The sequence below is a fragment of the Paenibacillus sp. J22FR83 genome, assembly GCF_059691955.1.
This window is the reverse complement of record NZ_JCAUAM010000003.1, coordinates 86,934-99,238: the sequence shown is the minus strand read 5'-3', so window position 1 is coordinate 99,238 and position 12,305 is coordinate 86,934. Positions and strand designations below refer to the sequence as shown.

The 12,305-nt window shown below is 39.6% G+C and carries 11 protein-coding genes; 4 read left to right on the top strand and 7 right to left on the bottom strand.

The window, feature by feature from the left end; genetic code table 11:
• Positions 1–929: 929 nt before the first annotated feature.
• Both AC58PV_RS06420 and AC58PV_RS06415 read right to left on the bottom strand, forming a co-directional pair.
• Positions 930–1,475 (bottom strand): hypothetical protein, encoded by a 546-nt coding sequence (locus AC58PV_RS06420; RefSeq protein WP_497431449.1) that lies wholly within the window; start codon positions 1,473–1,475, stop codon positions 930–932.
• Between the two features lie 272 nt (positions 1,476–1,747).
• Positions 1,748–2,107 carry a hypothetical protein gene (locus AC58PV_RS06415; protein ID WP_497431448.1) on the bottom strand — a complete coding sequence of 120 codons (360 nt, stop codon included), beginning with the start codon at positions 2,105–2,107 and terminating at the stop codon, positions 1,748–1,750.
• Between the two features lie 636 nt (positions 2,108–2,743).
• Between AC58PV_RS06415 and AC58PV_RS06410 the strand changes: the two genes are divergently transcribed.
• The gene (locus AC58PV_RS06410) at positions 2,744–3,946 is read left to right on the top strand and encodes a MerR family transcriptional regulator (RefSeq protein ID WP_497431447.1); all 1,203 of its coding nucleotides are present in this window, start codon (positions 2,744–2,746) and stop codon (positions 3,944–3,946) included.
• Between the two features lie 20 nt (positions 3,947–3,966).
• Positions 3,967–4,917 (top strand): GDP-mannose pyrophosphatase NudK, encoded by a 951-nt coding sequence (gene nudK / locus AC58PV_RS06405; RefSeq protein WP_497431446.1) that lies wholly within the window; start codon positions 3,967–3,969, stop codon positions 4,915–4,917.
• Between the two features lie 143 nt (positions 4,918–5,060).
• Here nudK and AC58PV_RS06400 read toward each other — a convergent pair whose 3' ends face one another.
• Entirely contained in the window at positions 5,061–5,663 is a 603-nt protein-coding gene (locus tag AC58PV_RS06400; protein WP_497431445.1) for a TetR/AcrR family transcriptional regulator, read from the bottom strand.
• A gap of 178 nt (positions 5,664–5,841) precedes the next feature.
• On the opposite strand from AC58PV_RS06400, the gene AC58PV_RS06395 reads away from it, so the two are divergent.
• The gene (locus tag AC58PV_RS06395; RefSeq protein ID WP_497431444.1) at positions 5,842–6,375 is read left to right on the top strand and encodes a histidine phosphatase family protein; all 534 of its coding nucleotides are present in this window, start codon (positions 5,842–5,844) and stop codon (positions 6,373–6,375) included.
• Positions 6,376–6,950: 575 nt separating this feature from the next.
• Here AC58PV_RS06395 and AC58PV_RS06390 read toward each other — a convergent pair.
• The 3 genes from AC58PV_RS06390 to AC58PV_RS06380 all read right to left on the bottom strand — a co-directional run bounded on the left by AC58PV_RS06390 (position 6,951) and on the right by AC58PV_RS06380 (position 10,041).
• Positions 6,951–7,739: a Cof-type HAD-IIB family hydrolase gene (locus AC58PV_RS06390; RefSeq protein ID WP_497431443.1), complete on the bottom strand. Its 789-nt coding sequence runs from the start codon at positions 7,737–7,739 to the stop codon at positions 6,951–6,953.
• Positions 7,740–7,915: 176 nt separating this feature from the next.
• The gene (locus AC58PV_RS06385; protein WP_497431442.1) at positions 7,916–8,623 is read right to left on the bottom strand and encodes a helix-turn-helix domain-containing protein; all 708 of its coding nucleotides are present in this window, start codon (positions 8,621–8,623) and stop codon (positions 7,916–7,918) included.
• Between the two features lie 65 nt (positions 8,624–8,688).
• A complete protein-coding gene (locus AC58PV_RS06380) occupies positions 8,689–10,041 on the bottom strand; it encodes a cytochrome P450 (protein WP_497431441.1) in 1,353 nt (450 codons plus the stop codon).
• A 215-nt stretch (positions 10,042–10,256) separates the two neighbouring features.
• On the opposite strand from AC58PV_RS06380, the gene AC58PV_RS06375 reads away from it, so the two are divergent.
• On the top strand, positions 10,257–10,844 hold the full coding sequence (locus AC58PV_RS06375) for a response regulator (protein WP_497431440.1): 588 nt from the start codon (positions 10,257–10,259) through the stop codon (positions 10,842–10,844).
• Between the two features lie 2 nt (positions 10,845–10,846).
• Here the strand turns inward: AC58PV_RS06375 and AC58PV_RS06370 are convergent, their stop codons facing one another.
• Positions 10,847–11,686 carry a sensor histidine kinase gene (locus AC58PV_RS06370; RefSeq protein WP_497431439.1) on the bottom strand — a complete coding sequence of 280 codons (840 nt, stop codon included), beginning with the start codon at positions 11,684–11,686 and terminating at the stop codon, positions 10,847–10,849.
• Between the last annotated feature and the right edge of the window lie 619 nt (positions 11,687–12,305).

The following is a 12,305-nucleotide window of genomic DNA, read 5'->3' as shown; positions in this document are numbered from 1 at the left end:
AGAAATATAAATTGTTATTCGTATGACAACACTTAACTCATCCATATAAATAATTGAGTAAACATATAGGTCCAAGGAATGAAAATACGGCGGGAACCCATGGCACTCCAGCGAGTACTCATTGCCTTCACTAGGGCATATGAGCGGACAATGCCGTTCTCCAATTGGCAGTCGACGAAATTGTCGAAAACCATATGTTAGTAACTGGTGGACTTCCATTATGGCTATCCATAAAGTTAGATTCACCTCTGGCTACTAGTAAATAACTTCCTTATTTGATTACATGCCTAGAATAGAATTTAACATTATCGATTGTCAACCACACTTATCAATTTATGATAGATATAAAAACATAAAATCATATACTTATATATTTGTGCTTTAACATAATCTTAATATGAAAAAATTATGTTGATAACATTAAAATTCTATTGATAATATTGCTTATTTTTTTAATAGAGAGTGATAATAATTTCGGTGAAAAATAGTGTTAGACTGGAAAATAGAGTTGTTGACTGAGATAATAATAAACTATTTGACTAACGTGGCAGCGCTCAACAACTCCAGCAAATAGTTTGTCAATATTTAGTTATTAATGTTGGCTTCACGGGGCGGGGAATACTTAAAAAGGTGCAAAAGAAAGGCCGGGAAACCCGGCCTTTCTTAATACGGTGCTTACTATAATAATCTGTCCATACATACACAACCGACTTGAAATGCCAGCTTACCTAAAATGTATTTTGGCTTCCTCTTAGCTTCATGTTGAAGGTTCTCATTATTTTTGCATCATAATTATCCATCGTTAATCTATGTCTACATAGTAAAACCGTCATCGCAGGAATATAGCATGCGATGACGGTTTGGTGAAAAGGTTTCATTTTCAGACGGTTGGTACGCTTCACGAAGTTAAACCCAGATAGTTTCATATGCTATTTTAATTGTGTCACCATGAGATTCAACTGATAACTTTCCTTGTTCTTTTCTTTCTCATTTTTAACTATTTGCACGGTAACGTTCAGGGAATCTGATTTACCGTTAAGGAATACAGAGTTTAAGGCGTCTCCCTCATCTTCCTTGAGGTCCGTACGCTCAGGTTTTATACCTTTTTCTTTGAGCGCATTTTCATAATATGTAGCTAGTTCATTAATCGACTTAGAACTAGTTAGCGCTACTATATAATTTTTGCCCTCATTCGTATTGGTTACCATCGAACTTTCAATCTGTGAACCTGGAAAAGCGGTTAAAGGAAATCCCTTTGGAAGTTCCTTGGCTTCCCCATTCAACTGCACTTCTCCCTTATCTGAGCTTATCGTCACCCCATTATTTTCTTGATTGACCTTAAGTCCAGTAGACTGTTCAATTATTTTTTCGGCAGCCTTCTCAGAAACTTTTTCTCCTACTCCGCAACCTGAAGCAGTAGTTAAAGTCAATGCAAGAAGTATGGATAGTGAAGCGGTCTTTGTAAATGTAAGCATTGTTCGTCCTCTCCTTTTTCACTTTGTGATAATCATTATTTTGCTAGAACCATGAGGTCCTCTTATGGTAAGGATTATAGATTTCATGTTATGTTATTGTCCATAAAAATGCGACGGACTATAAGTATCATTTTACTTCAAACAAATATTGTCTTAATTGAAAGCTTAGCGGCTAGTATCGTTCTATCATTTAATTGTATTGTTTGCGATACAGCGGCGAATAAAAAAGTCCCCAGTGAGTTGAATACCTCTGCAGGGGACTCTTAATTATACTATTTTTCTTTAAGAAGTAGCTTCCATGACTTTACATGAATATTATCCGTATTCAAATAAAGAAGAAGGTCCTGACAAAATAGTCGAAATTCATCTTTCTCTCTGTTTTTCTTCTTTAATACTATACAAGCTTCAAAAGTTTTTTTCTTATTAAAAGCTAAACTATTAAGATTAAATGGTTCTATATACTCTCCATTGTGTGAATATGTCCACGAATTAATAAAAGGACTTAGCAGTTTTCTATTGAGATCGTCGATTTCAGTATCGCACTCAATAGCTAGTAATACTTGACTTCCTTTTTCCAACTCGCCTTGAATAGGACAATATATTTCTTCAATGTTATCCCAAACAATTTGCATAAATCAAATCTCCTCAAATTCAAAATGCTGGTACTGACCTTTACCAACTGGCATTGACTTAATTATCTGTCTAAATTAAGCTACTGCGTTTTTTCACAAGTTCTTTTAAGCGTTTTACAACATTTAGCTCATCAGATCTCGTATGATTATTTCGATGTTATATCTGTGTTTTGTTCAATACTATTTACATTCTTGATGGTCATAGGCAATGAATAAATAGGTGTTTCCAATTCATGTGAATAAGGTCGTGTTGTAGTCCCTCCAAATGGTATTAATATTGTTAATAAGACCATACTTGCTATTATCGGTGAATTTCGTTTTTCTCCACTTCCAAAGCATAGAATGACTCCACTCGATAACTTCAAACACAATATTCCAAATTATATTGTAAGAATGTACTATTTCCAATCGACTATAAGTAGCAACCTCCGTTAAAAGATTCTATTTTCGGGATCCTTGGCAATAAAGAGAAGGAATCCATACGAAAGAGGGGAAATATTATGGATCATGTGTAACTAGAAAGTAGATTTTCAAAAGATCATCGGAAGGCTATCCCGTTTTTGAGATTCATAAATAAACCTTGAAGGTGACGTAACGTCACCGATTATAATAGAATCACGAGAGGAGGAAGAGTGCTTGAAGCCGGAGGATTACCAATACCTGACAACGGGCCAACTCGCGCAACGAACGGGGATGACCCTGAGAGCGCTTCGCTACTACGACAAGATCGGTTTGCTAAAACCGACACAGTACAACCATGCTTCAGTCCGCCTCTACAGTAAAGACGATGTGGCCCGGTTGCAAAAAATCCAAATGCTAAAATACATCGGATTGTCTCTTGCCGAGATCAAACAATTGATCATAGACGACAATGCCCCAGATCAAGATTTGGGAAGTTCTTTGAAGATGCAAAAGGAAATAATCCAACACAAAATTTCCCATATGAAGTACGTATCCAAAGTGATTGAAGAAGCGTTGGGTATGCCGGATGAACAGGCGCAAGAAGTGGAATGGGAAGATTTAGCGGACATAATCCAAGCAATTCAAAAGGAAAAGGACTGGAGTGAACAATACCATAATGCGGTTCGGCTGCAGGCGAGAATACGATTATACGACCATTTCAGCTGGAACAAGGTTGGATGGCACCGGTGGTTCTTTGAGCATCTGGGCACCCTCCCCCATCTAAAGATACTAGAGCTTGGCTGTGGCGATGCAGCTTTATGGAGAAGAAATGTGAACCTTGTTCCAAAAACCTGGAGCATTACGCTTACCGATGTGTCAGCAGGGATGCTTGAGGAAGCCAGGATTGGTTTGGGTGCGCACTACGTCCAGTTCAAATTCCTTCTTGCCGATGCACAGTCGATTCCTTTCCACGAAAATGAGTTCGATATCGTGATCGCCAATCACATGCTTTATCATGTGATTGATATGAATCAGGCCATTTCAGAGATGCACCGGGTGCTGAAGCCTGGCGGCTGCTTGTACGCCTCAACAATGAGCCAAAGTCATTTACAAGAGATCGAGCAGTTGACCCGATCTTTCGATCCGCACATTCAAGTACTTGATCCTGTAATGGAACGTTTCCAGCTTGATAACGGGATAGACAAGCTGCAGGTATCATTTGCGGAGATCGAACTGATCCGGTTCGAAGATCACATGCAGATTGACGATGTGCAGCCGCTCATCCAATACATTACATCAACGCCAATGAATGCGCGGAAGGTTCTTGTCGGAGCGACGCTCGACCAATTCACAACTTATTTACAGGCCAAGATAGAGGAAAAAGGAAGTCTTTACATCACGAAGGACTCAGGCTTCTTTTTGGCCAGAAAAAATTAGAAGGATAAGGAGAAATACGTATGAGACCGAAAATTGAAATGGTGAAAGAAGAGATTTTATCGAACAATTGGTACGTATTAAAAAAAATGACCTTCAACTATCAAAAGCGCGATGGTAGCTGGGAAACGCAAGCTAGAGAAGCGTATGACCGCGGCAATGGCGCTGTGATTCTGCTGTATAACCGGGATATGCAAACCGTCATTCTGACCCGACAATTTCGAATGCCTACTTATCTAAACGGAAATGAAACGGGAATCCTTATCGAGGCATGCGCCGGGCTACTGGATAAGGACTCGCCGGAAGACTGTATTCGTCGTGAAACAGAAGAGGAAACCGGATACCGTGTTTCCAATATCCAAAAGGTTGGGGAGGCTTATATGTCCCCAGGATCGGTAACGGAAATATTATATTTTTTCGTAGCCGAATATACACCGCATATGCAAACTGGTCTTGGCGGAGGCGTAGAAAAAGAACAGGAAGAGATTGAGGTGCTGGAACTGCCCTTCAATCAAGCCTTGCAAATGGTGGAGAACGGTGAAATCCGGGACGCCAAAACGATTATGCTACTGCAATATGCCCAGCTTCACGGGTTGCTTCCATCTTTAAGCAAGCCTCAACATATCTTAATAGCCGGGCCTTATCGTTCCAATACGGGAGACGACAAGGCGTTAATCGAAGCCAATATGGGGCTAATGAATGAAACGGCCTTGCGCGTTTATGAGTTGGGGCATATGCCCGTACTCGGCGAATGGTACGCCCTGCCTCTAATGGAAACAGCCGGTTCGCGCCGAATCGGAGATGAGATATTCGAACGAATGTTTCACCCATCGTCCGTTCGGCTGTTATCCCATTGTGACGCCGTACTTCGAATAGGAGGACCCTCCAAGGGCGCCGATGAAATGGTAAGTACTGCCGAGGCCAATGGGAAAAGGGTATACCGAGCTCTCGATGAAATCCCAGTGCTTGCTTAGACAGGAGTCGCGCTTCAACTAATTCAAAGTTTACTGCCCCAAAAGGGAACCACTAGGACAACCGTTCTAAAACCACATTTTTTAAGGGTGTCCTGAACCAAAATAGACCCACATATGATTGATGTGGGTCTATTTTGATATTGTCAACTATTTCCGTTTGTTAGTCCTTCCGCCACATAATCGATTATTCGATCGATAATTAACGGAAACAAGTCAGCACCCAATTGTTCCTTATGCAGACGAAGTAACATTACCGCATGAAGAATTCCCGAAATGACTTGTGGATCTTCCTCGGAGAGCTGGTCCCGATTTATGAGGTTTCTTAAGACCGCAGTACCAGTAGATCGATTCGTTTCGGAGGCACGCTCTCGAATATGTTCAGGCAGTTTACGAAGGAGACGTTCGTACTCCCCCTTCTCAAAGATCGGCTGCAGAAATTGGTTCTTGTCAGCCATCTCAAAGGCACTCTTGAGCAGGCCAACTATCAATTCTTTAGGAGAACGATCTTGCTTTGAGAGTTCCTGTAGAAGTTGGTTTTGAATCGTTTCTTCGTTCATTAGAATATCCCAATACAACTCTTCCTTTGTCGCAAAGAACTTGTAAAAAGAGCCTTTTGCAATTCCGCATGCTAACACAATCTCATCTATACTGGTTTTGGATAAACCTTGTGCAGTGAATAAAGCCTTTCCGTTTGATAAGAGTGAATGACGAATATGTTCTTTTTCCTGTTCCGTGAATTTTGGCATAGGATAGGCCAGCCTTTCTTTTATTTTATATGATCTAATATGGACATTTAGTCACAAAATCGTTTATAATCATAATAACAAAGTATAAAAGAAAAGGAAATGGCTGCTTTAAGCAGCAATTTTTTTTTGGTTTTATATGACTATACAAACTAATAAAGTCATAAACGGAGGTTTTTATATGATAATTGGAATTCTTCGACACTTTGAAGTCAAACTAGCATACCCGAATCAAAGGTTAGTGTCGAAAGATGTGGTGATTAAATGGTTCGCAGATTATGATAAAGCCGATGTTGTTGTAAAAGACGTGAATTTGTGTGATATTGATTGGGAAATATGTTACTCAAGCGACATGTTAAGAGCGATCCTAACGGCAAAGGAAACTTACAGAGGAGAAGTGATAGAGTCCAGCAAATTAAGGGAGATACCATTGCCTACATTTACTACAAATCTGAAAATGCCTTTTATATGGTGGGCCGTCGCCGTAAAACTCAAACAACTTACAAATCATGAGAGCCGGGAGCAAATTAGAAATGCACAGCAGAGAATCAGCGAAATTTTGGATCAAATCGCTACCGGCAGACACAAATCAATATTAATTGTCAGCCATGGCTCTCTTATGAGGGAAATGCGCAAAGAACTGCGAAAAAGAGGGTTCAGCGGCCCAGGATTTTCTTATCCAGAGAACGGAAAGCTATATGTGTTTGAAAGGTGAAGATTGCAGAACGGTAACGATAATGGGAATTAAGGTACAAGTTAACGTTTCGAGATAAATGATTTGCGGCTAATGAATAAAACTGCCCTGCACGTTTATGAGAAAAGCAAACATTACTGCCTGAAAACAGGGAGCAGTTGCCGCGGCAATCTGCTCCCTGTGTATAATTACGATTACTACAATGTCAACAAATCACAACAATTTCCCACTCAATCTGTGTTCAAACATTCGGATACAAAGTTTGAAAAAATAATGGAAATGATATACAAAATGGCTAAAGGAGGATTTTTCATCGATTGATTCAGCGTGCATGAGAACAAAAAATGACCGAGTGAGCAGCCCGGTCATTTCTTTATCATCTGAATAATGCCTAACCACTACCAATGAAAGGCTCGGCATATCATCCTTAAACTAATCTGCCCCATTTAGTTCTCCGTTCCGTTCATGGTAGATTAATCCTAATTTGGTGTTGCACCAGCCCATTCAGGCCTTAGAGAGATAATTCCAATGGATGTAATCATATTCAAACATGGCAGCTGAATCTCCAGCGTAAATAGGTATTAGCTCAAGCTACCCTACATTTGCGAGATACCCAGGATTCTTTCTAATATTAAAGCAACTCCATCATTATCATTCGTTTCTGTTATTTCTGTTGCAATTTCTTTTAATTCTTTAATTGCATTCCCCATCGCTATTGAACTGCCACAGGATTGAAACAATCCTAAATCATTAAAGTCATCTCCAAAACACATGACATCACTCATTTTATAACCTAGCGATTCAATTAAATGCTTAACAGCATTTTCTTTTGACGCTTTTAAAGACATTATTTGAATTAACTTCCCATCATCTGTACTTATAATATTTACCTGGTCTCCAAACTTATTCATGATATGTTCAGAATCATGACAATCCGTTATAAGAATTTTCGTACAATCAAAGGTTTTCAGTTTTTCTATACTAATAATTGTTGGGTTTGTTGTAATCTTCATCATTTCTCGATAATCCAACGATTTATAACTGAACCATTCATCTTTGACTTCAACACTTATATTGGATTCAGGGTCTACCGATAGGCAATAATCGAAAATAGAAGCAACTAATTCTTTAGATATTGAATAATGAATCTCCTGATCTGTCACATTGCATTGAAATAATCCACCATTATAAAAAACCACCGTTCCAAAAGAAAACAAATTTATATCTTCATATTTCACATTCCTTGGAGGACGGGCTGTTGCAAAAATAATATGTATATCCTCAGTTTTCACCTTCTGCAAAGCGAACAAATTTCTTTGAGATACTTGCTTTTTTGAATTTAGAAGGGTGCCATCTAGATCCAATACGATAAACTTAGGTTTCATAACTTTTCTCCAATCACCTTAGGGTACGATCCGGATCTGAAATTGATACAGTATACTAGCATAATTATCAACAACTAAAAGAACCAACTTACCGCACAAGCGGAAAGCAGCCTCTATATTTAGTTGTTATTATCATTGCTTTTATTATATGTGTACACAAGCTACTTCTACTTTTACTAGTTGGACTGAATTACACTACAATTTTTTATAAGTTCATTATCGTTTATTCCCAAAAGTTGATACGCATTTTCAATCATTTCATTATTGTGTCCAAATAGGTTTAGTGATCTATCCATAGTATTGCTCATCGCCGAAACATGATTTAATTGCTGCATCATGTATTCAGAATTACAGAGTGTTACCATTCGATTTATATTTGAAGTCAGTTTCTTTTGGAACAAACCTGCCTTTTCTGCAACCTCTGGTAAAAATACCGCAGGATCACCATCAGAAGCCAACATACCCCGATAGTCGAAAAATACACTTAAGTCTTTATCCCCAAATAAAGCGCTTATTTTAAACCAAGTTTTCGACATGTATTCAACATGCTCCCCATTCAACAATCCCCTGATCTGAAAAGATAATATTCTATTTTCAAAATCAACATGATATTTAAATCGTTCTGAGAGTGGAAGTACGAAATCTTGCCGTTGATAGGCAGGAGTATCGGAGAATCGTTCTATAGAGAACATATAACCAAGGGATACATGGAATGCGGAAGCAATTTTCTCCATACTCACGAGGCTCACATTACGTTCCCCCCGTTCCACACTACTTATATAGGTACGATCAAGACCTGCTCTATACGCCAAGATTTCCTGTGACATGCCGGATCGTGCTCGGAGTTGTTTGCAGCGGAATCCAAATTCAGCTTGAATATCCATATAAGTAATTCTCCTTACTTAGTTTGTTTTTAGACGATGTATCTCTATAGCTCTTTCTCTTTTACTTAATGCTCTCTCAAAATCACCTTAATGCCATTCTTAGGCCGTAATGTCATTAGTGGCTCCATTTCGATCGGTAGCTGACCTGGCACTAAGCGAAGCCGATAACGCTGACCAATCATACACAAAGCGATCACCATCTCTAGCATCGCAAAATGGCTTCCGATACAACCACGCGGCCCACCGCCGAAAGGAATATAAGCAAACTGTGGTATCCGTTTCACAAGATCATTCTCGAACCGTTCCGGAATAAAAGATAACGGGTCTGGAAAATATTCAGGATTCTGGTGCATCGCGTAAGGACTAAATAGAATAGACTGCCCCTTCTTCACTGTAAAATGGCCGATCTCAACGTCCGCTGTTGCAGAACGTCCCGTAAAAAAGCTTGGTGATCGCAATCGCATCGCCTCCCATAGTACGTTTTGCGTATAGGTAAGCTGCATATAATTCGCATCAGAGGGATCATTTCCTTGTAGTACACGATCCCACTCCTCGTAAAGTTTTAATTCTACCTCTGGCTGCTGCAAGATATATGAAAAAGCCCACGATAACGCGTTTGCCGAAGTCTCATGCCCCGCAATAAACATAATCATCAACTCGTCGCGCAACTCCCTATCACTCATAACGGCTCCACTTTCATCTTTGGCCGTAAGTAGTACAGAAAGAAGATCGCCATTCCCTAGTTCAGGATTCAATCTTCTTTGCTGAATGATCGAATACACCGCAGAATCTAGCGCTTGAAGCGCATCTTTGTAAGCACGGTTTTTGGCGGTTGAAATGAACAGAGGTACCGCCATAAGTGAACGCATCCGTTCTGAACACATCTGATTAATTAACTCATAAGGCTCCCTGATTGCACGAGAATGATCATTTCCGTCTAAACTGAAAAGTGTTTTAGCAATAATTGAAAAAGTGATGTTTGATATATCATCCGTGAGCATACGTTCTTGATCTGATTTCCAAGTATCTAATTCACTTCGAACAATCTCTGCCATTTGCTTGGCATAAGTCTGAATATGCGCTCTCGTAAAATGCGGCTGCATGGTACGTCTCATCCGCTTATGCTTCTCACCCTCACTGGTCGCTAGCCCGTCTCCCACAAAAAGACGTGCCTCTTGAAAGCCTTTTAACTTAACAAAATGCTCTTGTTTTGTAATTAAGACCTCTTTTAGAAGCGCCGGATCATAAATAACATACATGGTCTGAGGGCCAAATCTAATTTTAGCCACTCCACCGTAATCCTTTTGCAATCCTGTTAAGAACCCGAGCGGATCATTCCGGTATGCCATCAAATTCCCACCAAGCAAAGATCCCTTAGGTCCTATGGGGGGCTGTAAGTGCTTCATTGTTGCATTCATTTTAATTAATCCTCATTTCATATAATCTATATTTACACCAAAAGGCAGAAACCCTCACTGGGCACATTTCGTAGTATACAGCGCAATAGAAAACTTGAGGAGGATGAACTTTTTTCACCCTTATGTGAACAAGGGTGAAAAAAAATCACCCTATCAACTCTGGAGTTTACTTTGTTATACTAGGAGTAACTCAATGACGGTTGGAGGCAACATAGATGGATCGCATACGTGTCATGCTTGTGGAGGATGATCTTTTTTGGCAACACAACATAAGCTCAGATTTGGCTGAGGAAGAAGATATCGAGGTCGTTGTTGTCGCTGGCACGAAGGAAGAAGCTGTTGATGCGGCTTTTCGATATCCATTAGACATCATATTAATGGACATTAATTTAACCGGAAACAATCTGGATGGATTAGAGGCTATGAAGGAAATCTTGTCGAAGCTCTATGAACAAGGGATAAAAGTAATCATGCTTACATCTTTAACAGAGCGTGATGTCATTATGAAATCTTTCCAAATCGGCGCTCTTAATTACATCACAAAAGTAAGTTATAAGGATATCGTACGTGCCATAAGAGAAGCACACATGGATCGTTCGACAATCCATGCGGATGCCGCTCGTATTATGCGCAGTGAAATCCAGCTCATGGAATTGTCTCCTATGGAGAGAGAAGTATTTGACCTTCGCAAGGAAGGGTTTAGCAAACAGCAAATATCTGACAAACTTCATAAATCAACGAACACTATCAAATCACAATTGAAGAGTATCAAGGATAAGTTGACTTATTTTAAAGGAAATTAAACCTAATCAACATATCGTTGAATTGGAAATTGCAGAATGACTGTCGTCCCCTTCCCCATTTCTGTTTCTGCAATGTCCAATTTACCTCCGTGCTTCCTCATAACCGACAGACAATAAGGTAATCCTAGACCATGATTATAGGAATTTTTCTTCGTTGTGTAGAAAGGCTCAAAGATCTTGGTCAGTTGGTCTTTAGGTATGCCTACCCCATTATCCTTCACTTTGATGATAAAGTAACGCTTTGATTTTACAGCTTGCAGTGTGATAATTCCACCACTCGATTCCATCGCATCCATAGCATTATGAATGAGATTTGATAGAGTCTCCTTCATATGTATCGTATCGCAAATCAAATCACCTGTTTCCACCTGCTTCAATATAATCTCGACGGAGCGGCTTTCCAAAAGCGGTTGCATCGGCAAAATAACTGCTGCCAATAGCTCCTTCACTTCTATTTGGGATTCACTTAATAGGATGTCTTCCGCTTTGTCCTTAATTCTCCCAACCATACTTAACAAATGAGCGGAAACCGAATGAATTTGTTCAATTGCCTGCAAGGATTTTTCGGTCTGACCGGCATGGATGTAACCCTCCGTTTTCTCCGTTAAATAGTTGATTTTTTGAATCTCATTTTTGATGGAATGATTAAGAATGGAGACCCCCATTGTTAGTGCCCTCATCGAATAATCCAACTTATCGCGTTCAATTCTTAGTTTAATGCCAAGAAATCCATACTTCAAAGTATAGAAAATAATGATCGCTACCAGACCAAGAACAACCACTACATTAAATTTCCACGCCCCATTACTCTCCAGTTGAAAATTCCACTCTCTCAATGTCAATGATCGAAACCCCACAAAATCAAATACGAATGCACACAATGTACCAATAGTGAAAAGGATGCCCACCCGCTTTTTATTTCTCTTTTCGTGATACTCCGTGGCTCGTCTAAAGGCGACATAGTAAAATACATAGCTTAGTAGGAGATAAAAGCCGGCCCACCACCGGAATGTGCTGATGTCGAAGCTACCCCAAGGTGTAGTACTAAGATTATCAGAAAATAGTACCACAATAGCAGGTATCGAAAGTAGAAGCGATACCTGCAGCTTCTTTTTAAAGGATTCAATAGCACCGATCCATAACGCTCCCATACAAGCGGCAAAAGGAAAAAGGTAAAAATAGATACTCATAGCAACGACACTGAGTTGATATATCAGTGAGCTTATGGAAGGTGTTAACCATCCTAGGGGTAAAATAAATGGCATGATCACCAAATGAATGGAAAAAGTAAAACTCGCCATTCCCCCGAAAATCAACGTAATGCCGATCCAAAAGTTCATTCTAAGACTATATATTATAAGAACGACTCCCATTGTCCATAATGATAGGAACATAAGAATATAGAATAAATTCAAGGAAACCCCTCCGTCAATACAGGATTAATTTAGCTCATCAAACTAA